General features: G+C 60.1%; 25 protein-coding genes. 16 read left to right on the forward strand and 9 right to left on the reverse strand.

Going from position 1 to position 25,057, the window contains the following annotated elements:
- The first annotated feature begins 80 nt into the window (after positions 1-80).
- The 10 genes from iolD (at position 81) to NTD87_RS06285 (ending at position 12,048) form a co-directional block, all read left to right on the forward strand.
- A complete protein-coding gene (iolD, locus tag NTD87_RS06240) occupies positions 81-2,012 on the forward strand; it encodes a 3D-(3,5/4)-trihydroxycyclohexane-1,2-dione acylhydrolase (decyclizing) (protein ID WP_262112650.1) in 1,932 nt (643 codons plus the stop codon).
- A gap of 30 nt (positions 2,013-2,042) precedes the next feature.
- The gene (locus NTD87_RS06245; protein WP_262112651.1) at positions 2,043-3,068 is read left to right on the forward strand and encodes a Gfo/Idh/MocA family protein; all 1,026 of its coding nucleotides are present in this window, start codon (positions 2,043-2,045) and stop codon (positions 3,066-3,068) included.
- Positions 3,069-3,208: 140 nt separating this feature from the next.
- Positions 3,209-4,069 carry a sugar phosphate isomerase/epimerase family protein gene (locus NTD87_RS06250; protein ID WP_262112652.1) on the forward strand — a complete coding sequence of 287 codons (861 nt, stop codon included), beginning with the start codon at positions 3,209-3,211 and terminating at the stop codon, positions 4,067-4,069.
- 137 nt (positions 4,070-4,206) lie between these two features.
- Positions 4,207-5,259, forward strand: a complete 1,053-nt coding sequence (locus tag NTD87_RS06255; protein WP_262112653.1) for a Gfo/Idh/MocA family protein — start codon at positions 4,207-4,209, stop codon at positions 5,257-5,259.
- Between the two features lie 351 nt (positions 5,260-5,610).
- The gene (locus NTD87_RS06260; RefSeq protein ID WP_262112654.1) at positions 5,611-6,537 is read left to right on the forward strand and encodes a sugar ABC transporter substrate-binding protein; all 927 of its coding nucleotides are present in this window, start codon (positions 5,611-5,613) and stop codon (positions 6,535-6,537) included.
- A 70-nt stretch (positions 6,538-6,607) separates the two neighbouring features.
- Positions 6,608-8,173 (forward strand): sugar ABC transporter ATP-binding protein, encoded by a 1,566-nt coding sequence (locus NTD87_RS06265; RefSeq protein WP_262112655.1) that lies wholly within the window; start codon positions 6,608-6,610, stop codon positions 8,171-8,173.
- Between the two features lie 176 nt (positions 8,174-8,349).
- Positions 8,350-9,372 carry an ABC transporter permease gene (locus tag NTD87_RS06270; RefSeq protein WP_262112656.1) on the forward strand — a complete coding sequence of 341 codons (1,023 nt, stop codon included), beginning with the start codon at positions 8,350-8,352 and terminating at the stop codon, positions 9,370-9,372.
- A 102-nt stretch (positions 9,373-9,474) separates the two neighbouring features.
- Positions 9,475-10,824, forward strand: coding sequence for a carbohydrate porin (locus NTD87_RS06275; protein WP_315975283.1), 1,350 nt, complete (start codon positions 9,475-9,477; stop codon positions 10,822-10,824).
- A gap of 325 nt (positions 10,825-11,149) precedes the next feature.
- Positions 11,150-11,554 (forward strand): TraR/DksA family transcriptional regulator, encoded by a 405-nt coding sequence (locus NTD87_RS06280; RefSeq protein ID WP_019691009.1) that lies wholly within the window; start codon positions 11,150-11,152, stop codon positions 11,552-11,554.
- Between the two features lie 290 nt (positions 11,555-11,844).
- Positions 11,845-12,048 (forward strand): hypothetical protein, encoded by a 204-nt coding sequence (locus NTD87_RS06285; protein ID WP_262112658.1) that lies wholly within the window; start codon positions 11,845-11,847, stop codon positions 12,046-12,048.
- A 42-nt stretch (positions 12,049-12,090) separates the two neighbouring features.
- Here NTD87_RS06285 and NTD87_RS06290 read toward each other — a convergent pair whose 3' ends face one another.
- The gene (locus tag NTD87_RS06290; RefSeq protein WP_262112659.1) at positions 12,091-12,321 is read right to left on the reverse strand and encodes a hypothetical protein; all 231 of its coding nucleotides are present in this window, start codon (positions 12,319-12,321) and stop codon (positions 12,091-12,093) included.
- Between the two features lie 159 nt (positions 12,322-12,480).
- Positions 12,481-12,729: a hypothetical protein gene (locus NTD87_RS06295; RefSeq protein WP_262112660.1), complete on the reverse strand. Its 249-nt coding sequence runs from the start codon at positions 12,727-12,729 to the stop codon at positions 12,481-12,483.
- A gap of 430 nt (positions 12,730-13,159) precedes the next feature.
- Between NTD87_RS06295 and NTD87_RS06300 the strand changes: the two genes are divergently transcribed.
- From NTD87_RS06300 to NTD87_RS06315, 4 genes are all read left to right on the forward strand, one after another.
- Positions 13,160-13,609, forward strand: a complete 450-nt coding sequence (locus tag NTD87_RS06300) for a hypothetical protein (protein WP_262112722.1) — start codon at positions 13,160-13,162, stop codon at positions 13,607-13,609.
- Entirely contained in the window at positions 13,610-13,813 is a 204-nt protein-coding gene (locus NTD87_RS06305; protein ID WP_262112661.1) for a hypothetical protein, read from the forward strand.
- A gap of 120 nt (positions 13,814-13,933) precedes the next feature.
- Entirely contained in the window at positions 13,934-14,947 is a 1,014-nt protein-coding gene (locus tag NTD87_RS06310; protein WP_262112663.1) for an ABC transporter substrate-binding protein, read from the forward strand.
- Positions 14,948-15,072: 125 nt separating this feature from the next.
- Complete coding sequence (locus NTD87_RS06315; protein ID WP_262112664.1) at positions 15,073-15,510, forward strand: DUF3995 domain-containing protein; 438 nt, start codon at positions 15,073-15,075, stop codon at positions 15,508-15,510.
- A 124-nt stretch (positions 15,511-15,634) separates the two neighbouring features.
- Here the strand turns inward: NTD87_RS06315 and NTD87_RS06320 are convergent, their stop codons facing one another.
- From NTD87_RS06320 to NTD87_RS06350, 7 genes are all read right to left on the reverse strand, one after another.
- Positions 15,635-16,003, reverse strand: a complete 369-nt coding sequence (locus NTD87_RS06320) for a Na+/H+ antiporter subunit G (RefSeq protein ID WP_262112666.1) — start codon at positions 16,001-16,003, stop codon at positions 15,635-15,637.
- Entirely contained in the window at positions 16,000-16,278 is a 279-nt protein-coding gene (locus NTD87_RS06325; RefSeq protein ID WP_123425382.1) for a K+/H+ antiporter subunit F, read from the reverse strand. The genes NTD87_RS06320 and NTD87_RS06325 overlap by 4 nt, the downstream gene beginning before the upstream one ends.
- Positions 16,275-16,763 (reverse strand): Na+/H+ antiporter subunit E, encoded by a 489-nt coding sequence (locus tag NTD87_RS06330; RefSeq protein WP_262112669.1) that lies wholly within the window; start codon positions 16,761-16,763, stop codon positions 16,275-16,277. Before NTD87_RS06330 ends, NTD87_RS06325 begins: the two co-directional genes overlap by 4 nt.
- The gene (locus tag NTD87_RS06335) at positions 16,760-18,445 is read right to left on the reverse strand and encodes a monovalent cation/H+ antiporter subunit D (RefSeq protein WP_262112670.1); all 1,686 of its coding nucleotides are present in this window, start codon (positions 18,443-18,445) and stop codon (positions 16,760-16,762) included. Before NTD87_RS06335 ends, NTD87_RS06330 begins: the two co-directional genes overlap by 4 nt.
- The gene (locus tag NTD87_RS06340; protein ID WP_003202835.1) at positions 18,442-18,786 is read right to left on the reverse strand and encodes a Na+/H+ antiporter subunit C; all 345 of its coding nucleotides are present in this window, start codon (positions 18,784-18,786) and stop codon (positions 18,442-18,444) included. Before NTD87_RS06340 ends, NTD87_RS06335 begins: the two co-directional genes overlap by 4 nt.
- Positions 18,786-21,704 (reverse strand): monovalent cation/H+ antiporter subunit A, encoded by a 2,919-nt coding sequence (locus tag NTD87_RS06345; protein ID WP_262112671.1) that lies wholly within the window; start codon positions 21,702-21,704, stop codon positions 18,786-18,788. The genes NTD87_RS06340 and NTD87_RS06345 overlap by 1 nt, the downstream gene beginning before the upstream one ends.
- A 243-nt stretch (positions 21,705-21,947) precedes the next feature.
- A complete protein-coding gene (locus tag NTD87_RS06350; protein ID WP_262112672.1) occupies positions 21,948-22,973 on the reverse strand; it encodes a DMT family transporter in 1,026 nt (341 codons plus the stop codon).
- Here NTD87_RS06350 and NTD87_RS06355 point away from each other — a divergent pair.
- Both NTD87_RS06355 and NTD87_RS06360 read left to right on the forward strand, forming a co-directional pair.
- Positions 22,968-23,531 (forward strand): helix-turn-helix domain-containing protein, encoded by a 564-nt coding sequence (locus tag NTD87_RS06355; RefSeq protein WP_262112673.1) that lies wholly within the window; start codon positions 22,968-22,970, stop codon positions 23,529-23,531. The two genes, NTD87_RS06350 and NTD87_RS06355, sit on opposite strands and share 6 nt — an antisense overlap.
- 96 nt (positions 23,532-23,627) lie before the next feature.
- Entirely contained in the window at positions 23,628-25,055 is a 1,428-nt protein-coding gene (locus NTD87_RS06360) for an FAD/NAD(P)-binding protein (protein WP_262112674.1), read from the forward strand.
- Positions 25,056-25,057 lie beyond the last annotated feature (2 nt).

A 25,057-nucleotide genomic window follows, 5' to 3' on the forward strand; every position in this document is an offset into this window, starting at 1 on the left:
CCCCCCCCCCCCCCCCCCCCCCCCCCCCCCCACACTGGATCTCCTTGCGGCCTCTGGATTTGAATTTACAAGGTGCGCACATGACCACAACACGACTGACCATGGCCCAGGCCCTGGTGAAATTCCTCGATAACCAGTACGTCGAGGTCGATGGGGTTCAAAGCAAATTCGTCGCCGGGATCTTCACCATTTTCGGCCACGGCAATGTGCTCGGCCTCGGCCAGGCGCTGGAGCAGGACAGCGGCGACCTGATCGTCCATCAGGGCCGTAACGAGCAAGGCATGGCCCACGCCGCCATCGGTTTTGCGAAACAGAATCTGCGGCGCAAGATCTACGCCTGCAGCTCATCGGTCGGCCCCGGTGCGGCGAATATGCTGACCGCCGCCGCGACCGCCACCGCCAACCGCATTCCCTTGTTGCTGTTGCCCGGCGACGTCTACGCCAGTCGGCAACCGGACCCGGTGCTGCAACAGATCGAGCAGTTCCACGACCTGAGCATCAGCACCAACGATGCTTTCAAAGCGGTGAGCAAATACTGGGACCGCATCAACCGTCCCGAACAACTGATGAGCGCCGCGATCCACGCCATGCGCGTGCTCACCGATCCGGCAGAAACCGGCGCGGTGACGCTGGCCCTGCCGCAGGATGTACAGGCCGAAGCCTACGATTACCCTGATTACTTCCTGCAAAAACGCGTGCACCGCATCGACCGTCGCCCGGCGACTGAAGCCATGCTCGGCGACGCCGTGGCGTTGCTCAAAGGCAAGCGCAAGCCGTTGATCATCTGCGGTGGCGGGGTCAAGTATTCGGGAGCGAATGCGGCGTTGCAGGCATTTGCCGAACGTTTCGACATTCCTTTCGCCGAGACCCAGGCCGGCAAGAGTGCAGTGGTTTCAAACCATCCTCTGAACGTTGGCGGGATTGGCGAAACCGGTTGCCTGGCGGCGAACCTGCTGGCCAAGGAAGCCGATCTGATCATTGGCATCGGCACCCGCTACTCGGACTTCACCACGTCGTCGAAATGGCTGTTCCAGCACCCACAAGTGCAGTTCCTCAACCTGAACATCAGCCCCTGCGATGCACTGAAACTCGATGGCGTGCAGTTGCTGGCCGACGCCCGATCCGGCTTGCAGGCATTGTCCGAAGCGCTGGCCGATTACCGCTCCAGCTGGGGCGAGCAACCAAGTCTGGCCAAGGCACAACTGGATGAAGAGGTCGATCGGGTTTACCAGGTCGAGTACCAGACCCAGGACTTCGTCCCGGAAATCAACGACCACATGGACCCGGCGGTACTGCGCGAATTCATCGAGCTGACCGGCTCCTGCCTGACCCAAAGCCGTGTGCTCGGCGTGTTGAACGCAACCCTTGCTGACGACGCGGTGATCGTTGCCGCTGCCGGCAGTTTGCCCGGCGACTTGCAACGCAGCTGGCGCAGCAAAGGCGTGAACACCTACCACGTCGAGTACGGTTATTCCTGCATGGGCTACGAGGTCAATGCGGCGCTGGGGGTGAAACTTGCCGAACCTGCGCGTGAGGTCTATGCGCTGGTGGGCGATGGCTCTTACATGATGCTGCACTCGGAGCTAGCGACCTCGATCCAGGAGCGGCGCAAGATCAACGTGATCCTGCTCGACAACATGACTTTCGGCTGCATCAACAACTTGCAGATGGAACACGGCATGGACAGCTTCGGCACCGAGTTCCGCTTCCGCAACCCTTCCACCTGCAAGCTCGATGGCGGTTTTGTCCCGGTGGACTTCGCCATGAGCGCGGCGGCTTACGGTTGCAAGACCTACAAGGTGAGCACTGTCGAGCAGCTGCAAGCAGCCTTGGCCGATGCGCGGCTGCAGACAGTGTCGACGCTGATCGACATCAAGGTACTGCCCAAGACCATGATCCACAAATACCTGTCCTGGTGGCGGGTGGGTGTAGCGCAAGTCTCCACCAGCGCCCGCACCGACGCGGTCGCCAAAACCCTTAATGAACGACTGGCCAAGGCCCGTCAGTACTGATTGCTCTGTCCTCACAACAGGAGTCTTCACATGTCTTTGCTCTCTCATTCCTTGAAGCTGGGCGTCATCGGCACCGGTGCCATCGGTCAGGATCACATCCGTCGTTGCAGTCAGACTCTGCTCAACAGCCAGGTGGTGGCGGTCACCGACATCAATTTGCAGCAGGCAGCCAAAGTGGTTGCCGACCTGAAACTGACCGCCGAGGTGTACCCGGACGGTCATGCGCTGATCAAGGCGCCGGAGGTTGAAGCGATTTTGGTCACCTCCTGGGGGCCAAGCCATGAAGAGTTTGTGCTGGCGGCAATTGCGGCGGGCAAACCGGTGTTCTGCGAGAAGCCGTTGGCAGTCACCGCCGAAGGTTGCCGCAGGATCGTCGAGGCCGAAGTGGCCCACGGCAAACGGCTGGTGCAGGTCGGTTTCATGCGTCCTTACGACCAGGGTTATCAAGCGTTGAAAGCGGTGATCGACAGCGGCCAGATCGGTGAGCCGCTGATGCTGCATTGCGCCCACCGCAACCCGACCGTGGGCGAAAACTACAAGACCGACATGGCGATTACCGACACGCTGATCCATGAGCTGGACGTGTTGCGCTGGCTGCTCGCCGATGACTACGTCTCGGTGCAAGTGGTGTTCCCGCGCAAGACCAGCAAAGCCCACGCCCACCTGAAAGACCCGCAAATCGTGTTGCTGGAAACCGTCAAGGGCACGCGCATTGACGTTGAAGTCTTCGTTAACTGTCAGTACGGCTATGACATTCAGTGCGAAGTGGTCGGCGAGACCGGCATCGCCAAGTTGCCCGAGCCGTCACAGGTGCAGATGCGCAGCGGGGCCAAGCTGTCCAACGCGATTCTGATGGACTGGAAGGACCGCTTCATCGCTGCCTATGACGTTGAGTTGCAGGCGTTCATCGATGGGGTGCGCGCCGGGCAGGTCGGCGGGCCGTCGGCGTGGGACGGTTTTGCGGCGGCGGTGGCGGCGGATGCCTGCATCGAAGCGCAGCAGAGCGGCCAGATCGTAAAAGTCGGCCTACCAGACCGCCCACACTTCTACGGCTAACCCCAATTACTTGTGGGAGCGAGCCTGCTCGCGATTGCGATCGGACAGTCACATAGATGTTGGATGTGCTGCCGTCATCGCGAGCAGGCTCGCTCCCACAAGGAGGCAAGGCTTAGGCCTTGGTTTAGGAGAACAAAGTCATGCGCATCGCACTAGACCCCTACATGTACCGCAACCTGTCCCTGGGCAAGATGGTCGACAAGGTCGCCGAGCTTGGTTATGAGCACATCGAACTTTCGCCCCGGGAAGATTTCCTGCCGTTCTACAAGGCCCCGCGCGTCGACAAGGCGCGGATCAAGGAGTTTCGCAAAGCCCTGAGCGACACCGGGGTGCAGCTCTCGTCCTTGCTGCCGATGTACCACTGGGCCGCCGCCGATGAAGGTCTGCGGGTGGCGGCGGTGCGTAACTGGAAGCGCGCGATCCAGATCGCCGTGGAAATGGACTGCGAACTGGTCAACACCGAGTTCACCGGCCAGTTGGACAACCCGCTGGTCTGCGAAAACCAGTTCATGCGGTCCATGGATGAGCTGATTCCCGAATTCGAGCGCGAAGGCATCAAGCTCGATATCCAGGCGCACCCCTATGATTTCTGCGAGCGCAATAACGAGTCGGTCGACATCATTCGCGGGCTGGATCGCGACTGGATCAATTACCTTTATGCGGCGCCGCACACTTTCTTCTATGACGACGGTAAAGGTGACATCGCTTCGATGCTCAAGTACGCAGGCTCCAAGCTCAGCCACCTGATCATCGCCGACACTTACAACCACAAGGCCTCGTCGGGTTTGCGCTACATCGTCAACCCGCCCGGTGTTACGGCCACCGTGCACCAGCACCTCGACATTGGTCAGGGCGAGGTCGACTGGGAAGCGTTCTTCAGCACCCTGCGCGAGATCAAGTTCGACGGTATCGCCACGGTCTCGGTATTCGCCTGGGAAGATCGCCCGGACGAGTCCAACCGGATGATGCTGGAGCGCGTGACCCGCGAACTGTGCCGCTGAACGCCGAACCTGTGGGAGCGAGCCTGCTCGCGATGCAGTCGATGAGGTTTATCAGAGGCAGCGCGTTGATCCCATCGCGAGCAGGCTCGCTCCCACAAGGGCTTCGCCAACCGGCGACTATTTACAAGGAGAGCTTCATGCGAATCGGACTTGTCGGTTACGGCCATGGCGGTCGGTTTTTCCATGCGCCGCTGATCAGCAGCTTGCCGGCGGCCACCTTCGTTGGTGTGGTGACGCGTTCACCTGAGCGCCGGCAACTGTTAGCGGCTGAGTACCCGGGTGTTCCGGCCTTCGACAGCATTGGCCAGTTGGTGGAAGCGGGGGTCGATGTGCTGGTGATCTCCACTACGCTGGAGGGGCGAGCAGCGTTGGTGCTTGAAGCCATCGAACACGGGGTGGCCGTGGTCTGCGACAAACCCTTCGCCGCCGATGCGCAGCAAGCCGAGGCGCTGGTGGTGGCTGCCGAGCAGCGCAAGGTCGCGCTGAGCGTCTATCAAAACCGGCGTTGGGATTCGGATTTTCTCACGGTACGCAAACTCATCGACTCCGGTGCATTGGGCGAGGTCACGCGCTTTGAATCCAGCGTGGAACGCTATTCACCGCAGTCCGTGGGCAAGGGCAGCGGAGGCGGATTCCTGCGTGATCTGGGCAGTCATCTGGTGGACCAGGCGCTGCAACTGTTCGGACCGGTGACCCGGGTCTACGCCGAACTGGATTACCTCAATCAAGACCAGCTTTTCGACAACGGCTTTTTCCTCTCGCTGACCCATGTCAATGGTGTGATCTCGCACTTGCGCGGCAGTTGCCTGCAAAACAATCCCGCGCCGCGCTTTCGAGTAAACGGCACGGAAGGGACTTACAGCGTCGATGGCCTGGACGGGCAAGAGGCCTTGGCGCTGGCCGGGCGAACGCCAACATCCGAAGGTGATCGCTGGGGTGTTGAAGAGCATCGGCGTTGGGGCTGGTTCGAACGCGGTGAGGAGCGTGAGCGGATTCCGTCTGAGCGCGGCTGCTGGAATCAGTTCTATTTACAGCTACAAACCGCGTTGCAAAGCGCTGGCCCACTGCCGGTCGAGGCCCGTGATGCACTGGCGACCACCCGCGTTCTAGACGCCGCACGGCTGAGTTCCGAACGCCGTCAGGTGCTTGAAATGAAGCCTGCGTGCGGCCATGGGATAAAAACAGAATAAAATTCTAAAATGAGTTGATATGGAAATTAAATTCCAATAAAGTCATTTCCAGGTTGCCGACTATCAACGTCCCGATCGACCTCAAGCCAGCCTTGAGTGCGGGGAGGGCGAAACAAAAACAAGAAACAACGATAGGTACCGTCGATGAAAACCTTCAGCTCTGCTCTGCGAGTCTCACCCTCCGCGCTGCTTCGCGCCAGTTTCCTTTCCTTGTCCCGATTCCTCTGTGTCGAACGCAGGGGGGCCCTGGTGTGCTGCATTCCCGGCGCGCCGATCGTTCGCTTGCCCACTCACTGAATTCGTCCTGCGCCTTATCCATAAAACCAACAAGAATGTGGAGAAAGACTTTTCATGAAGACCAAGATCCGTTTCGCCTCACTTGCCCTGTCCCTGATGCTTGCCAGCGGCGCTGCCTTCGCTGACCTGAAGATTGGCGTGAGCATGTCGCAATTCGATGACACCTGGCTGACGTACCTGCGCGAATCCATGGACAAGCAAGCCAAGTCCATGCCCGATGGCGTCAAACTGCAGTTCGAAGACGCCCGCAGCGACGTGGTCAAGCAACTGAGTCAGGTCGAAAGCTTCATCAGCCAGAAAGTCGACGCCATCGTGGTTAATCCGGTGGATACCGCAGCGACCAAAAAAATCACCGAAGCGGCGGTCAAGGCCGGGATTCCGCTGGTCTACGTCAACCGCCGCCCGGATGACCTGAACCTGCCCAAGGGCGTGATTACCGTGGCCTCCAATGACCTGGAAGCCGGCCAGATGCAGATGCAGTACCTCGCCGAAAAAATGCATGGCAAGGGTGAAATCGTGATTCTGCTGGGCGACCTCGCCAACAACTCCACCACCAACCGCACCAAAGGCGTCAAAGAGGTGTTGGCCAAGTACCCGGGCATCAAGATCGACCAAGAGCAGACCGGTACCTGGTTGCGCGACAAAGGCATGACCCTGGTCAACGACTGGCTGACCCAGGGCCGAAAATTTGACGCCATTGTCTCCAACAACGACGAGATGGCCATCGGCGCCGCCATGGCCTTGAAACAGGCCGGGGTGGAAAAGGGCAGTGTGTTGATCGCCGGTGTCGACGGCACCCCCGACGGCCTGCGCGCCGTGAAGAAAGGCGATCTGGCGGTCTCGGTGTTCCAGGACGCCAAGGGCCAGGCCGTCGGCTCCATCGACGCGGCGGTGAAGATGGCCAAGAACGAGTCGGTCGAGCAGGCGGTGTGGGTGCCGTATCGCCTGATCACCCCGGAAAACGTTGACCAGTTCAAATAGTCAGTCCGTTCAATAACAACAATAAGCACGCAAGGTGGCACTGCCAACCTTGCTGATGGAGTACCTGATCATGTTCGCTTCAGCGACTGCTTCGAGCATCCCGTTGGTGGGTGTCCAGCCAAACGCCGTACCTGTCGATGAGCCGTACCTGCTGGAGATCATCAACGTCAGCAAGGGTTTTCCGGGTGTGGTGGCCCTGTCCGATGTCCAGCTGCGAGTGCGTCCGGGTTCGGTGCTGGCCTTGATGGGCGAGAACGGTGCCGGCAAATCCACCTTGATGAAAATCATCGCCGGCATCTACCAGCCGGACGCCGGTGAGCTGCGTCTGCGCGGTAAACCGGTGACGTTCGATACGCCGCTGGCAGCCTTGCAGGCCGGGATTGCGATGATCCACCAGGAACTCAACCTGATGCCGCACATGAGCATCGCCGAGAACATCTGGATCGGTCGCGAGCAGCTCAACGGTTTCCACATGATCGATCACCGGGAAATGCACCGCTGCACCGCGCAATTGCTGGAACGGTTGCGGATCAACCTCGACCCGGAAGAACAGGTCGGCAACCTGAGCATCGCCGAGCGGCAGATGGTCGAGATCGCCAAAGCGGTGTCCTACGACTCGGACATCCTGATCATGGACGAACCGACGTCGGCGATCACCGACAAGGAGGTCGCCCATCTGTTCTCGATCATTGCCGACCTCAAGGCCCAGGGTAAGGGCATCATCTACATCACCCACAAAATGAACGAGGTGTTCAGCATCGCCGACGAAGTCGCGGTGTTCCGTGACGGTACCTACATCGGCCTGCAACGGGCCGACAGCATGGACGGCGACAGCCTGATCTCGATGATGGTCGGACGTGAGCTGAGCCAGTTGTTCCCGGTGCGCGAGAAGCCGATTGGCGAGCTGTTGATGTCAGTACGCGACCTGCGCCTGGACGGCGTCTTCCAGGGTGTTTCCTTCGACCTGCACGCCGGCGAGATCCTTGGCGTCGCCGGATTGATGGGCTCGGGCCGGACCAATGTCGCCGAAGCGATTTTCGGCGTCACCCCAAGCGATGGCGGTGAAATCCGTCTCGACGGCCAACCGGTGCGCATCAGCGACCCGCACATGGCCATCGAGAAGGGCTTTGCGTTGCTCACCGAGGATCGCAAGCTCAGCGGCCTGTTCCCGTGCCTGTCGGTACTGGAGAACATGGAAATGGCGGTGCTGCCGCATTACGTCGGCAACGGCTTCATCCAGCAGAAAGCCTTGCGCGCCTTGTGCGAAGACATGTGCAAGAAGCTGCGGGTGAAAACCCCGTCGCTGGAGCAGTGCATCGACACCTTGTCCGGTGGTAACCAGCAAAAAGCCTTGCTCGCCCGTTGGTTGATGACCAACCCGCGAATCCTGATTCTCGACGAGCCAACCCGCGGCATTGATGTCGGCGCCAAAGCCGAGATCTACCGGCTGATTTCCTGCCTCGCCAGCGAAGGCATGGCGGTGATCTTGATTTCTTCGGAGCTGCCGGAAGTGCTTGGCATGAGCGACCGGGTGATGGTCATGCACGAGGGCGACCTGATGGGCACGCTCGACCGCAGCGAGGCAACCCAGGAGCGGGTCATGCAACTGGCCTCGGGCATGTCTCTACGCCATTAAGTCAAGGGTGAACGCCGTATCTGTGGCGAGGGAGCTTGCTCCCGCTGGGCCGCGGAGCGGCCCCAATGTCTCGGATATACCGTAGATCTGGCGAGCGCTACGCACTCGAACGGGAGCAAGCTCCCTCGCCACAGGTATGTATTCGATGCCGGATTTCATTTGAAGGGTGAGTGGTTATGAACGCGATACTGGAAAACAAGCCTGCAACGACACCGGTCAAGAGTCGCCGGCGCCTTCCGACCGAGTTGAGCATCTTTCTGGTGCTGATCGGCATTGGTCTGGTCTTTGAAGTGTTCGGCTGGATCGTGCGGGACCAGAGTTTTTTGATGAACTCCCAGCGGCTGGTATTGATGATCCTGCAAGTGTCGATCATCGGCCTGCTGGCGATTGGCGTAACCCAGGTGATCATCACCACCGGCATCGACCTGTCGTCAGGCTCGGTGCTGGCTTTATCGGCAATGATCGCCGCCAGCCTGGCGCAGACCTCGGATTTTGCCCGGGCGGTGTTTCCGTCGCTGACCGACTTGCCGGTGTGGATTCCAGTGATTGCCGGGCTCGGCGTCGGACTGCTGGCGGGGGCAATCAATGGCAGCATCATTGCCGTTACCGGGATTCCACCGTTCATTGCCACCTTGGGCATGATGGTCTCGGCTCGTGGCCTGGCGCGTTTCTACACCGAGGGCCAGCCGGTGAGCATGCTCTCGGATTCCTACACGGCCATCGGTCACGGCGCGATGCCGGTGATCATTTTCCTGGTGGTGGCGGTGATCTTCCACGTCGCGCTGCGCTACACCAAGTACGGTAAATACACCTACGCCATTGGCGGCAACATGCAGGCGGCGCGTACGTCCGGGATCAACGTCAAACGTCATCTGGTGATTGTCTACAGCATCGCCGGGTTGCTGGCGGGATTGGCGGGCGTGGTGGCGTCGGCCCGTGCCGCAACGGGGCAGGCCGGGATGGGCATGTCATATGAACTGGACGCGATTGCCGCCGCGGTGATCGGTGGTACCAGCCTGGCGGGTGGCGTGGGGCGTATCAGCGGCACCGTGATCGGTGCGCTGATCCTCGGAGTGATGGCCAGCGGCTTCACCTTCGTCGGCGTCGATGCCTACATTCAGGACATCATCAAAGGCCTGATCATCGTGGTCGCGGTGGTCATCGACCAATACCGCAACAAGCGCAAACTCAAGCGCTGATAGTGATCGTCACCTGCGAGGGCCTGTTCTGGCTCTCGCTTCGCAATACCCACATCTCGCACTGAAAAAACCTTAACAACAATAATGAAGGTGAGCTTTGCCATGGGCGTAAGAAAATCAACGTTGTACCTTTCCCCGTGCCTGCTGCTCGCGGCCATGGGCGGCGCCGGACAGAGTCTGGCAGCGGATGCGTTCTCCGCCGATTCGAAATGGCTGACCGGCGATTGGGGCGGTCTGCGCACCGACTGGCTGGAAAAGGGCTACGACATTCAACTGGAGCACGGCGGTGAATTCGCCAGCAACCTCAAGGGCGGCTACAACGACGACAAGACGGCGCGCTGGACCGAGCAGTTCGTGTTCGGGCTCAAGGTCGATCTGCAAAAGGCCATGGGCATCGAGCACGCCACCTTCAAAATGGCGATCACCGAACGCGACGGTCGCAGCCTGACCAACGACCGCATCACTGATCCGCGCGTGGGCGGCTACACCTCGTCCCAGGAAGTCTACGGCCGTGGTCAGACCTGGCGTCTGACCCAGTTGTGGTTGAGCAAGGGCTTTCTCGACGACGGTGCGCTGGACATCAAGGTCGGTCGCTTTGGTCCCGGTGAAGACTTCAACAGCTTCCCGTGCGACTTCCAGAGTCTGACCTTCTGTGGCTCCCAGGTCGGTAACTGGGCTGGCGGTATCTGGTACAACTGGCCCGTCAGCCAATTGGCCGGACGGGTCAAATACAGCCTCAATCCTGAAGTGTTCGTGCAGGTCGGTGCCTACAACCAGAACCCCTCGAACCTGGAAGTCGGCAACGGCTTCAAGCTCGATGGCAGCGGCACCAAGGGCACGATTTTCCCGGTGGAACTGGTCTGGTCGCCGAAAGTCCAGGGGCTGCCGGGCGAATACCGGGTCGGTTACTACTACAGCACCGCGAGCGCCAATGATGTGCTCAAGGACGTCAACGGCCAGCCGCAACCGCTGACCGGCGATGCGTTCAAGTCGCACACCAGCAAGTCCGGTTACTGGCTGGTGGCTCAGCAACAGATTACCAGCCATAACGGCGATGCCAGCCGAGGTCTGTCGCTGTTCGCCAACCTGACGCTGCACGACAAGGACACCAACCAGGTCGACAACTTTATTCAGGCGGGGATGGTTTACACCGGACCGTTCGATTCACGGCCCAAGGATGCCATCGGTTTTGGTGTCGCGCGGGTTCACACCAACAGCGACTACCGTGAGCGTGCCGAACTGCAGAATCAGGTCAATGGTGCGACCGACTACAACGACCCGGCGAGTATCCCGCTGCAGCACAGCGAATACAGTTCCGAGGTGTATTACGGCTTTCATGTCACCAATTGGCTGACGGTGCGGCCGAACCTGCAATACGTTCGCTACCCTGGTGGTGTTCGTGAAGTCGATTCGGCGGTGATCGGCGGGATAAAGGTCGAAACCGTGTTCTAACGGCACTTTTTGTGGTGAATTACGCCACGCTTGCCTGCGTGGCGTAGCCGTTTGTCTTCTATATACAGCCGCTCGATTGAATTTCTTGCTATAAACGCACTCCGATAAACGCCTCAAAGCTTGCCGTAGAGCAATTTCAGGGCTTTGTCGGACAAATTCCCTGTCTTTTCAGTTGCTGAGGCTGCAAGTCGGCCTTAGACTGCCGCCCCTCGTAAATTGAGTGCCAGGTGGCGCTTGGAATGTATGGCGCCTTTCCGAGGCCTTGCAGGTCGACCGGAAAGCTCCCTGATTCGCCTTAATGCACGTATTTTTTATAGAGAAATCAATGACAAAGGAAAAGTTGCTGGCCATGCCGGCGGATGACTACATGAATGCCGAGCAACAGGCTTTTTTCACCGAGCTGTTGCAAGCCATGAAAGTGGAAACCCACGAGCGCATCGAACAGAACCGAATCGCCATTGAAAGCCTGGATACCCCGGCGGACCCGGCTGATGCGGCTTCGGTCGAAGAAGAGCGCACCTGGCTGGTTAACGCTATTGATCGTGATCAGCGCATGCTGCCTCAGCTGGAAAGAGCGCTGGAGCGTATCGGCGACGACACCTTCGGCTGGTGCGACGACAGCGGCGAGCCGATCGGCCTGAAACGCCTGCTGATCAGCCCGACCACCAAGTACTGCATCGAAGCTCAAGAGCGTCACGAACAAATCGACAAGCACCAGCGTCAGGCCTGATGCTGTGTGACAGCCAATTAATCATTGGCTGTCGTTAAAGGATCGCAGCCTGCGGCAGCTCCTACGCGGTATTGCATATACTCGTAGAAGCTGCTGCAGGCTGCGATCTTTGCATTTGCTTGCCCTAAACTCGGTGACGTGCACGTCGACGTTAAGGCTGTTCCCGGGATCAAATGATTGTTACCGGTTATGCAAGGAAATTGTGCAAGCCAGCGGCTATTTCCAGAGGGCGGGACTCATTAACATTCCTATATTGTTAGGAAGCTAATGAAAATTTCCGAGGTACTCTCATGCAAAGCAAAGTCGATGTTGCGGTGATGATTGGCAGTGGGGTGCCTGCCGGATTGCGGGCGATGGGGCAAAGCGTGTGCTGGATCGTCTTGCTCAATGGCGAGCAACGTGGCACTGCGTTCTCCAGTCGCGATGAAGCCGAGGAGTGCAAGGCTGCCTGGCTGGCGCAACTGAGCGCCGAAAAGCCCGACAGCCTGCATTAAATCGTTTTCGCTAATGAATCTGCTGAAGTCTCGACCTGTCGATCACGCTTTCAACGCGCCTTCATCAACAGCAAGCTTCAGCGCTTTGGCCGATTCCCGGGCCGCGGCTGCGGCGACGTCCGAAGTCTTGAACCAGCGGTCTTTCTCGACCTGGTGGTAAGTCACAGTGGTCTGCGGCGGTTTGGTGCGCATGACAATGACAGCCTGAAATTCGCCGTCGACTTCTCTGGCTTCGCCCCAAATAAAAAACTCGCCGATATCAAATTCCGTCACGTGCGCCTTCCCCTGGAAATTATTCTGTTGTTTTCAACGCAGCTCGCCGAAGGGGCTGCGTTTCAATGGTCGGGCAGTATGGCAGTTGTTGCTGGCTGGTGGCGCAGTTAAGTCATTGGTGTGACGAAACGACTGCGCCGGCAAACGCAGTACGGTGTGTCAGAGGCTGGCTTCGAGATTTCTTGCGAGGGCGCAGGCTTCGTTGTGGTCACCACGGAAACCTCTTACACGGCCAGTTGCAGTTTCTTTGATATGGAAAAAACGGTTACCCGCCAGAACCACTTGGTAACGCAGCCGAGGACAGTGCTCCAGGTCCACATCAGTTTGACAGGAAGTCGCGCAACGCAAGGCGTGCGGGCCATAGGTGCGGGTGTTGGTGCCCTGGGCAGGGCGGATCAGTGTGTTCATATGAATTCCTTTTCTATGGTTTGCCGACGGTTTCACATCGCTTTAGGTAGTCTAGAAGCGCCTGGCTGCTCTAGAATTGCCCCCACTGGTGGAGGTTCGTGCTCATCTAAAGCAATTTTTTTCTGGCGATATGTCAGAAAAGTGCTTTTTTTAAAGAGTTTTCTCCCTAAAGTTGATAGTCCAGTATTCTCTGGCCGTCAGAAGGGCGATTTCCTTCAACATCTGACGACCGCCAGAGAAGACGGCGAGAGTAGCGTTCCAGTAGTCTTCTCCTGCCCTTCGATGAAGGAGCTTTCTGCTTACTTCACGGTTTCAGCTTGGGTCATTGTTGCGACATTTTCGGTAGGGGCGTTTTTTGCTGCCTGTTTTTTCTGCGGGTAGCGTCATTTTCAGATGTGGGGATGTTTCCTTGGCAGTAAGTAATCTCGATATGCATGCTTTGTTCGTGCTGGGTGATCTGCGCGCAAAGCTGGTTAAACAGTTTCAATCACGTTTCGTTTACATCACCGAGCAGACCGCTGAAGGTATTTACATCGCCGAGATCGATACCGAGTCGGCGCTGGTGGTGGATGACAAACCGCGTCTGGAACTCAAAGTGGGCGATCATTTTCGCGCGGCGGTATTGCCGAGTCGCGAAGGTGGCAAATTCGATATCAAGTTTCGCGAGATCAAACTGACGGTCTACGGCCTCGGTGATTACGCGTTCGTGACCACGGCAGACGGTCAGGCGATTCTGTTCAAGGAAGGGCATAGCGTGGTGACGGTGTTTGCCGCTCACGAGCAGTTACAGGAAGGCCTGACCAAAACCTTGAAAGCAGTGACCGGTAAAGCCGCCAAATGGCGCAAAGGCGAACTCACGACGTTCAAGGCCAGCGAGTAAATGAGCCTGTCCCGGGCTGACTTCCATGAGCAGAACCTCGAAAGTGCTCGCGTGCTAGCCCAGAGCCTGTTCGCTCGGAAGGCTGTTCTGCAGGGCGCCTGGCTAGGCTGGGTGGCATCACAGATCTATACCTTGCGTCCGGCCGAGTACGCCAGCATGGTGCGAAGGGAGTTGCAGCGCTTGCAGGACTCTTCTGAAAATTGATCGTTGGACCTCGAATGCAGAAACCTCTACTACAGTCAGTTGACTGAAGTATTCGCGGGTGCGCGGCCTTTGTGCGCAAAGCCGTTCTGCCATTGCTGTGAACAGCACGAGGTGCAAAGCATGAAAGGGTTTCGACTGTTGCTGGCCAGTGCGCTGACCACTATGGGTCTGCTGGCATCGCCCGTGGCCGTTACGGCCGCTCCGGCCCCGATCCACTTCGCCGACCTGAACTGGGAAAGCGGCAGCCTGATCACCGACATTTTGCGGATCATTGTCGAGAAGGGCTACGGCCTGCCGACCGATACCTTGCCGGGGACGACGATCACCCTGGAAACCGCGCTGGCCAACAATGACATTCAAGTCATTGGCGAAGAGTGGGCCGGCCGTAGTCCGGTCTGGGTCAAGGCCGAGGCGGAAGGCAAAGTGGCAAGCCTCGGCGATACGGTCAAAGGCGCAACCGAAGGCTGGTGGGTGCCGGAGTACGTGATCAAGGGCGATCCGGCCAAAGGCATCAAGCCCCTGGCGCCGGACTTGCGCAGCGTGTCGGACCTGCCGCGTTACAAGGATGTCTTCAGCGATCCGGAAAGCCCGGGTAAAGGCCGCTTTCTCAACAGCCCGATCGGCTGGACCTCGGAAGTGGTCAACAAACAGAAGCTCAAGGCCTATGGCCTGACGGACAGTTACGTGAATTTTCGCAGCGGTTCTGGCGCGGCGCTGGACGCAGAAATCACTTCGTCCATTCGCCGTGGCAAGCCGGTGCTGTTTTATTACTGGTCGCCAACTCCGTTGCTCGGACGCTTCAAGCTGATTCAGCTGGAAGAACCGCCGTTCGATGCCGAGGCCTGGAAGACCCTGACCGAGGCCGATAATCCCAATCCGAAACCGACACGCTCATTGGCCTCCAAACTGTCGATTGGGGTGTCCGCGCCTTTTCAGAAACAGTATCCGCAGTTGACGGAATTTTTCCGCAAGGTCGATCTGCCTATCGGACCGTTGAACAAGGCCCTGGCCGAAATGAGCGAAAGCCACACGCCGCCGCGCCAGGCTGCCGAAGCCTTTATGAAGGCGCATCCGGAGGTCTGGCGGGCATGGCTGCCTGCGGAGGTGGCAGGCAAGGTGTCTGCCAGTCTGTAGCGCAGCCAGTCGATAGTTCGGGCGAACCTCATGAGGTGTGACTTCAACATTGCCGTGGAACAAAGCGCGGACAAAAACTCTGGTCTAGGCTGTGGTTTCTGCTATCGACTCAAGGAACCCCGCTTATGACGTTTGTGCTCGCTCAATGGATTGTCGCCGCGTTTGTGCTGATCAGCCTGATCCATCTGTACTGGGCGCTCGGTGGCCAGTGGGCGAGTGACGCGGTGGTGCCGCAGGTACAAGATGGCGCGGGCGAAGGGCTGCGCCCGGCCTTCAAGCCTTCTACCCTGGCAACCCTGGCGGTGGCGCTAGGGTTGTTGCTGATAGCCTTGATGGTGAGCCTGCGGGTCGGCCTGTTTGTGCCGGCAGTCGGGCACTGGTCGCTGCAATGGCTGATCAGTGCGATTGCCTTATTGATGTTTGCCCGTGCGATCGGTGATTCAAACCTTGTCGGCTTTTTCAAGGAGCAGGCCGGGTCGAAGTTTGCGCGCCTCGACACCTGGGCCTATTCACCGTTGTGCGTGGTGCTGGGGGCGGGGTTGTTGGCAGTTGCGTGGACTTGAGGCGACTGGGCTATCGCCTTCGCGTTAGATCTTCAGTGAACACAACACTTGTGTACACCGGGATCCAGTCTGGGAGCGAGCTTGCTCGCGAAGAGGCCTTCCCATTCACCACAACCCTTTGCAATCAACGGCCAGTTTCAGTCCGCCGACTGCTGACCTCGGCCGGCACATCATCCCCGGCCATGCGCTTGCGGAACAACGCAGCGCGTGCCAGCAGCAGGGTGGTCACCGGCATGGTGATCGACAGCAGTATCGGGATCAGCCAGGCATGCAACACCGGGCTGGATGTGAGTGCCGAGAAATAGACGATCGACGCCAGCGCCACGCACCAGGCACCCAGTGTAGACGCCAGGGCCGGCGGGTGCATGCGCCGGAAGTAGTCCTTCAAACGCAGCAAGCCGATGGCGCCAATCAACGCGAACAGACTGCTGACCACCAGCAGGATCGCCACCGGGATCTCGACCCACAGAGACAATTGGCCAAGCTCATTCATTCGATCACCTCGCCACGCAGCAGGAATTTCGCCAGGGCAAATGAGCCGACGAAGCCGAACAGCGCGATTAGCAGCGCCGCTTCAAAGTAGGTATCACTGGCATAGCGGATCCCCAGCACGAGCATCATCAGCATGGCGAGGATATACAGGTAATCCAGCGCCAGAACCCGGTCCTGTGCCGACGGGCCTTTGAACAGGCGGATCAGCGTCAGCAGCATTGCCAGCGAGAACATGAACAGGCTGAACAGTACCGCGTTCGAGAGCAGGGCGCTCATTCGAAGATCTCCATCAAGGGGCGCTCATAAGTCGCCTTGAAGTACTGGATGAATTGCGCTTCGTCATCCAGATCGAACACATGCAGCAGCAGAATGCTGCGATCCAGCGCCAGTTCCGACCAGACCGTGCCGGGAGTCACTGTAGCGATCATCGACAGCGCCGCGAGGCCGTTGGCGTCACGCAAGTCCAGCGGCACTTTGATGAATTGCGAACGTGGTGGCCGCCGACCGGCGTTCAACACGCCCCAGGCGACCACGAGGTTGGATGCCAGCACGTCATACCCGACCCGGAAGAACAGGCGCAGGATCACGCCGGGTCGACGAATACGGATCGGCAGCGGTCGCAGCTTGCGCATCATCAACGGCGCGCAGAAACCCAATATAGCGCCGAGCAGCAGGTTGCCGGGGCTGATGGACAGGTTCAGCACCAGCCACAGCACCCAAAGTGCCAACGACAGCCAAGGGGCGGGGAACAGACGCTTCATGGTTGCACCTCCTGCATCGCAGCCTTGGCTTCGGGGCTCGGTACGGCGCGGGTGCCGAGTACCGCCATCACGTATTGCTGCGGGTTGTTCAAGGTGTCGGCGGCCGCCTGGGTGTAGCGCATCAGCGGTTCGGCCTTGAAGGTCAGCACAATGCTCAAGGCCAACAGGGCAAAAATCGGTACGCATTCCAGCCGTCGCAGCACCGGTGATGGGCGCTCTGCCGGCGTCCAGAAGCGCTGGATGCCCAAGCGCGAGAAGGCGATCAAGGAGGCCAGCCCGGACAGAATCAACAGCGCCAGCAGGCTCCACGCCGCGTTCGATATCGGCTGCTCACCCGAGGCACCGAGGCCCAGCGGATTGAGCAGGGCATTGAGTAGGCTGAGCTTGCCGATAAACCCGGAAAGCGGCGGCATGCCAATGATCAGCAGCGCGCAGGCAATGAAGCTCAAGCCAAGGAACGCCATGGTCCAGGGAATCACCTGACCGACTACGGCTTTCTGGTCGTCGTCGAGGTTGATGCCCTTGGTTGGCTGGGTGGATTCCAGCGGTCTTGGCAGCGCTTCGATTTCATCGTCCAGCGGCATCTCGATGGCCGTGCGCGAGCGTTCGATCAGTTCTGCCAGCAGGAACAGCGCGCTCAGCGCCAGGGTCGAGCTGACCATATAAAACAGTGCGGCACCCATCAGGTTCGGCTGGGCGAAACTGATGGCTGACAGCAGGATGCCTGCCGACACCAGAATGCTCAGGCTGGCCATGCGTTCCAGCCGCTGCGTGGCCAGGATCGCCAGCGCGGCGCAGACAATCGTCGCCATGCCACCGTAGGTCAGCCAGTCGCCGCCAAAATACGCCGAAGCGCCGGCCTGGCCAGAGAACAGCAGGGTCCACAGGCGCAGTAAGGTGTAGACCCCGACCTTGGTCATGATTGCGAACATCGCCGCCACCGGCGCGCTGGCCGAGGAGTAGGCCGGTGCCAGCCAGAAGTTCAGCGGCCACATTCCGGCCTTGGCCAGGAACGCCACGGCCAGAATCGCCGCGCCGGCATGCAGCAAGCCGCGATCGGCTTCCGGCACCAACGGGATTTTCAGTGCCAGGTCGGCCATGTTCAGGGTGCCGGTGACACCATAGATCAGCGCCGCGCCAATCAGGAACAGCGACGAGGCCAGCAGGTTGATCGAAATGTAATGCAGGCCCGACGATACCCGGGCGCGACCTGAACCGTGCAGCATCAAACCATAAGACGCCGCCAACAGGACTTCGAAAAACACGAAGAGGTTGAACAGGTCGGCGGTCAGGAAGGCCCCGTAGAGGCCCATCAGTTGAATCTGGAACAACGCGTGGAAGCTTGCGCCGGCGCGGTCCCAGCGGGCCATGGCGAACACCAGAGCGCTGACGCCGATGATCCCGGTCAGCACCAGCATCAACGCCGACAGGCGATCGACCACCAGCACAATACCGAACGGTGCCTGCCAGTTACCCGGCAGGTACACGCCGATGGAGCCGGGCACGCCTTGCGCTTGAGTCCACTGCAGCAACAGCACGGAAATGCCCAGCCCCAGCAGGCTGGAGAACAGGTTGATCCGGGCTTTGAGCGGGCGGTGTTTTTCGCCGAGCATCAGCATCAGGGCCGCCGTCAGCAACGGCAGCAGAATCGGTGCAGCAATCAGATGGGGCATCCAGCTCATTCTTTAGGCTCCCGGCCATCGACATGGTCGGTGCCGGTCAGGCCCCGGGACGCCAGCAGCACCACCAGAAACAATGCGGTCATGGCGAAGCTGATGACGATGGCGGTGAGTACCAGCGCCTGGGGCAGCGGGTCGGTGTAGTGCAGCAGGTCTTGCGGCACGCCGTCCTTGATGATCGGCTCTTTGCCGATGAACAGGCTGCCCATGCTGAAGATGAACAGGTTCACCCCGTAAGACAACAGGCACAGGCCCATCACCACCTGAAAGGTCCGTGGACGCAGCACCAGCCAGACCCCGGAGGCCGCCAGTACGCCAATGGCAATTGCGATGACTTCTTCCATCAGGCAGCTCCTGGCTTGGCAATGGGTTTAGGCTGGCTGCTCGGCTTGTGACCACGCACCGATTGGTGCGCGAGGGCCGTCAGGATCAGCAGCGTCGAGCCCACCACCACGGCGTATACGCCAATGTCGAAGAACAGCGCACTGGCGATATGAATGTCGCCCAGCAGCGGCAGCTCGACGTGCCAGGTGTGGGTGGTCAGGAACGGATAACCGGCGACCATCGCACCGAGCCCGGTGAGCGTGGCGAACAGCAGCCCGGTGCCCATCCAGCGCACCGGCCGCAGACTCATCTGCGCCTCGACCCACTGAGTGCCGGCGACCATGTATTGCAGGATGAACGCTACCGACATCACCAGGCCCGCGACAAAACCGCCGCCGGGTTGATTGTGGCCACGCATGAACAGGTAGAACGACACCACCACTGCAATCGGCAGCAACAGCCGCACCAGCACCGCCGGCACCATCATGAAGCCCAGCGCGGTATCGCTGGCGTGACGCGGGTTGACCAGGTCGGTGACCACGTCCGGCGCCAGCAGGCGCTGTTGTGCCGGCAGTTGCATGCTTTCCTTCGGTGGACGGAAGCGTCGCAGCAGGGCGAACACGGCCAGCGCCACGGCCACCAGCACGGTGATTTCACCGAGGGTGTCGAAATTCCGGAAGTCCACCAGCATGACGTTCACCACGTTGCTGCCGCCACCTTCAGGCAGCGCGCGGCTGAGGTAGAACGAGGAAATATTATTCGGCGTCTGGCGGGTCAGCATGGCGTAGGCGAGCAGCGCCATACCGATGCCGACCGCACTCGACAGCAGCAAGTCGCGCAGACGGCGAACCCGTGCTTTCGGCACGCTGCCGGGCAGCGGCGAGACCTCTTCGATCCGCCTCGGTAGCCAGCGCAGGCCAAGCAGGATCAACACCGTGGTCACCACTTCGACCACCAGTTGCGTCAGGGCCAGGTCCGGCGCCGAGAACCAGACGAAGGTGATGCACGTCATCATGCCGCAGACGCTGACCATGGTCAGGGCCGCGAGCCGGTGATACTTGGCTTGCCAGGCGGCGCCCAGCGCGCAGGCAATCGCCAGCAGCCAAAGGGTGACGAAGACGATCGAACCCGAGATCTTCGGCCGGTCGCCCCAGCTGATGCCGCTGTGAAGCATTGGAATCAAACCGGCCAGCACCGCCACCAGCACCAGCAGGAACAGCTGGGTTTGCAGGCGCCTGGTGCTGATCCGCCGCTCAAGACGCCGGGCCAGACGCATCATCACCACCAGGCTGCGTTCGAACAGGCGCTTGCCGTTGAGGCGGCCGATGATCGGCGGGTATTTGAAACGCCCGCGTTTGAGCTGGTTGCGCAGCAGCAGGTACACAACAATACCGGCGGACATGGCGATCAGGCTCATGATCATCGGCGCGTTCCAGCCGTGCCAGATCGCCAGGCTGTATTCGGGCAAGGTTCCGCCAACCACTGGCAGGGCAGCCGCAGCGAGCAATGGACCGACCACCTGAGCCGGAAACATCCCCACCACCAGGCAGGTGAACACCAGCAACTCCACCGGCGCACGCATCCAGCGTGGCGGTTCGTGCGGGGTGTGCGGCAGGTCGGTGGCGGTCGGGCCGAAGAACACGTCCACCGTGAAGCGCAGGGAGTAGGCGACGCTGAAGGTGCCGGCGATGGTCGCGATGATCGGGAGGCTCGTCTCGATCCAGGCGCTAGCATTGATGAACACGGTTTCGGCGAAGAACATTTCTTTCGAGAGAAAACCGTTGAGCAAAGGAACACCGGCCATGGAGGCGCTGGCGACCATCGCCAGGGTGGCAGTGAACGGAATCAGTTTGATCAGGCCGCTGAGCTTGCGGATATCGCGGGTGCCGCTTTCGTGGTCGATGATCCCAGCGGCCATGAACAGCGAGGCCTTGAAGGTCGCGTGGTTGAGAATATGGAACACCGCCGCGACCGCTGCCAGCGGGCTGTTCAGGCCCAACAGCAGAGTGATCAGGCCCAGATGGCTGATGGTCGAGTAGGCCAGCAGGCCCTTGAGGTCATTCTGGAACATCGCGCAGTACGCGCCGAGCAACAACGTACAGGCGCCGGCCCCGCTGACGATATAGAACCATTCTTCGCTGCCGGACAGCGACGGCCACAGCCGTGCCAAAAGGAAAACCCCGGCCTTGACCATGGTCGCCGAGTGCAGGTACGCCGAGACCGGTGTCGGGGCAGCCATGGCGTGGGGAAGCCAGAAGTGGAAGGGGAATTGGGCGCTTTTGCTCAAAGCACCGATCAGGATCAGGGGCAGCAGGATGGGGTACAGCGCATGGGCGCGAATCAGATCGCCGGCGGCCAGGACCTTGTCCAGGTCATAGCTGCCCACGACATGGCCGAGCAGCATCACCCCCGCCAGCAGGCACAAACCGCCGGCACCGGTCACCATCAGCGCCATGTAGGCGCCACGGCGAGCATCGGCGCGGTGGTGCCAATAGCCGATCAACAGGAACGAGAAGAGGCTGGTCAGCTCCCAGAAAAACACCATCTGAATCAGGTTGCCCGAGATCACCAGCCCGAGCATGGCGCCCATGAACGCCAGGAAAAACGCAAAGAAGCGCGGCACCGGGTCATCCGGCGACATGTAGTAGCGTGCATACAGCGACACCAGCGTGCCGATGCCCAGCACCAGCATCGAGAACAGCCAGGCGAAACCGTCCATGCGCAGGACGAAATTCAAACCCAGGCTCGGCAGCCAGAAGAATTCTTCGCGAATCACGCCGCCATGGGCGATTTGCGGATACAGCAAGGCCACCTGGACGGTGCCGATCAAAGCGACCAGACCAGCCAGTATCGATTCAGTGTTACGCGCGTTGTGCGGCAGCAAGGCCGCCAGACAGCTGCCAATGAAAGGCAGAAGCAGTAGAACTATCAGGGACATAGGCTTCTAATCTGCGGAAGTTTATGAAGGATCATACGTGCCGAGCCCCGGATCACCAACTGCCAAGCTGTGGCAGGATCCTACAAGGTAGGCTGAAAAGGCCTGATTCACATTGTTTCGAAGGGCTGTATTCGACCGCTCGGACGCCATCGCGAGCAGGCTCGCTCCCACAGGGGTATACATCTAATGTGGGAGCGAGCCTGCTCGCGATAGCTATTTTTCAAGCGCCGCAGATTTCACGTCTTAACCTTGTGCTTCCTGTTCCAACTCTTCTTCAGTCGCAGCAACCTTACCCTTGGTCTTCAACTCACTAACAATCACCGCCGCGACAATCAACCCCGCGCCGAACAGCGCCAGCCCCGGCAGCCGTTCACCCGCGAGGCGCCCGGCGATGCCGGCCCAGACCGGTTCGCCGGCATAGATCAGTGTCGCGCGGGTCGGTGAAACGCTTTTCTGCGCCCAGTTCATCGCCACCTGAATCGCCGCGCTGGCGGCGCCCAGGCCCACCGCGCTGGCCAGCAGCAACCAGGAGAAACCGGGAAGCGTTTCCTGAGTTGGCACAATCATCAAAAACGCTAGCACCGAAGTGGTCGCCAGTTGTACCACAGTGACCCGCCGCACATCGACCCGGCCTGCGTAAGTGCCGATCAGAATGATTTCGGCGGCGATGGCGACGGTGCTGATCAGCGTAGCGATTTCCCCCGGGCTGAAATTCAGCGACGCCCCGCTCGGGCCGGAGAGCAGCATCAACCCGGCAAACGCCAACATGATGCCAATGCTCGGCATCAACCCTGGCCGACGTCCCAGAACCAGCCATTGCAGCAAGGGCACGAACGGCACGTAAAGCGCGGTGATGAACGCGGACTGGCTGCTGAGGATAGTCTGCAAGCCGACGGTTTGCAGGCCGTAGCCGAGCGTGATTGCCACGCCAATGAACACACCGGCCTTGAGTTCGAACAGGGTCAGCTCACGCAGGCTGCGCCAGGAGAACAGCGCGACGATGCTCGCGGCGGCGGCAAAGCGCAGGCCAACGAAAAACATCGGCCCGCTGACTGTCATCGCGTTCTGCACCAGCAGGAACGTCCCACCCCAAATCATAGTGATCAGCACCAGCGCGCATTCAGCTTTGCTGAACCGTGAGAAAAAGGAAGAGGGCTTGGAAGTATTCACCGACGTCATGGCCTTGCGCACTACCTGAGGGGGACGCACAATGCGCCCGAAGTTGGGCAGTATACTGCGCAAACCCACCATGTGAGCAATATAGTGCACAAAGATATCAGCCAGCGCGCCTCCGTCCTCCAACACGTCAGCCAGAACGTCCGCCGCCTGCGGCATGCCGCAGAGCTGAGCCAGACCGCGCTGGCGGAAAAATCCGGGGTCAGCCGACGGATGCTGGTGGCCATCGAGGCCGGTGAGAAGAATGTCAGCCTGACCACCCTCGATCGGGTGGCCGAAGCGTTGGACGCGGCCTTCAGCGACTTGATCCAGGCCCCCGAGGTGCGTGACCCGAGTCGCATCAACGAATTGGCGTGGGCCGGTTTGATCCCCGGCAGTAAAGCGGTATTGCTGGCCAAGGCCAATGCCTGCCGAGAAGTCGAACTCTGGGAATGGCGGCTGGAGCCGGGCGAGCAATATCTTTCGGAGCCCGATGCCGATGGCTGGAGTGAACAGCTGTATGTCTTCGAAGGCAGCCTGACGCTGGTGCTGGGGGACGAGGAACGCATCCTTTCGACGGGTGAGTTCGTCAGCTTCGCCAGTAACCGGCCCCACGCCTATCGCAACGACGGAGCGGTGGCGACGCGATTCGTGCGTAATGTGGTGATCTGAAACGGTTGAGTGGGTAACAGCGGTTGAACCTTTCGGCGATTGACTGCGCAGCGGTCACTGATACATTTCAGGCAAACACGGACCGGTGAGAACCGCATGAGCGAAACCCCAGGCGGACAGTCAACAAACGCTATCCGCAACGCTGACATCCTGATTGTTGGCGGTGGCCTGAGCGGCACACTGCTGGCCGCGCAGTTGATGCGCTTGCCCGGCAAGCGTCAGGTGCTGGTGATCGAACCTCGTGCTGAGTTGGGGCGGGGCGAAGCCTATAGCGCGGTTGAGTTGGGCCACACGTTGAACGGTAATGCGGCGCGGATGAGTGTTGACCCCGACAACGCCGATGACCTGACCCAATGGCTGACGGCATTTATTGCGAACGGCGGTTGGCCCGAGTCGTACCAGCAGTCGGTGCCGGTCGCCGAGTTGTTCCCGCCTCGAGGGATGTTCGGTCTGTATGTGCAGCAACGTCTGGCTGAAGCCCAGGCCGTCGGCGCGCTCTATGGCTCAAGCGTCGAGCATGTGCGCGGTGAAGTGGTCGACCTGCAAATCGAAGAACACACCACGCTGCTGACGTTGAGCGACGGCACGCGGTTGCGCGGTACTTTTGCGGTGTTGGCGACCGGCTTGTTCCCGGCCGCGCGAACCCCGCAAACCGAATCCAGCGGCTTGAACGCCGCTGCCGTGGACCCTTGGGATGTGGCGGCAATGACGCAGCTTGATCCGCACTGCACAGTGCTGATCATCGGCTCGGGCCTGACCATGGTCGATGCCGTGGTGTCGCTGGAGCAGGCCGGGCATCGCGGGCCAATCGAAGTGTTTTCCCGTCACGGCTTGCTGCCCCATGTGCGGCGTCAGCCACCGGCGTGGGCAGACTTTCTGGCCGAAGATCCTGACATTCGCACCCCGCGTCAGCTGATGCATGAACTGCGACGCCAATGCCGTGCAGCGATGGCGGACGGTATCGACTGGCAGGCGCCGCTGGACACCGTGCGCGCCCATATCGGGCGGCTGTGGAGCCAGGCGACGGACGTGCAGCGCCGACAGTTCGTGCGTCATGTGCGGCCGTGGTGGGAAAGCCACCATCATAGATCACCACCCTTGAGCGCCGAATTGGTGGCGCGTTTGCACCAGGAAGGCCGGCTGCGGATTCAGGCGGCTTCGTTCAAAGGTCTGGCCCCCTCGGCAGAGGGGCGGGTGGGCATTCGCATTCGTCGTCGTGGGGAGCCTGAAGTGACGGTGGTGAGTGGCGATGCACTGATCAACTCCAGCGGCATCGAATACGACTGGCGCCGGGTCGCCCGGCCGCTACCGCAGCAGCTGTTGGCCCGCGGATTGATTCGTCCGGGGCCATTGGCGTTGGGCATCGCGGCCGATGCGGGTGGCGCAGTGCTGGATGCCGAAGGGCAGGTGTCGAACCGCTTGTTCGCCATGGGACCGCCCCTGCGCGGGATGTGGTGGGAGAGCACGGCGGTGACTGACGTGGCGAGTCAGGCCAAGGCGTTGGCGCAGCGATTGGTGCGCTGAGC

The organism is Pseudomonas sp. 6D_7.1_Bac1 (assembly GCF_025465945.1).
Taxonomy (GTDB): domain Bacteria; phylum Pseudomonadota; class Gammaproteobacteria; order Pseudomonadales; family Pseudomonadaceae; genus Aquipseudomonas.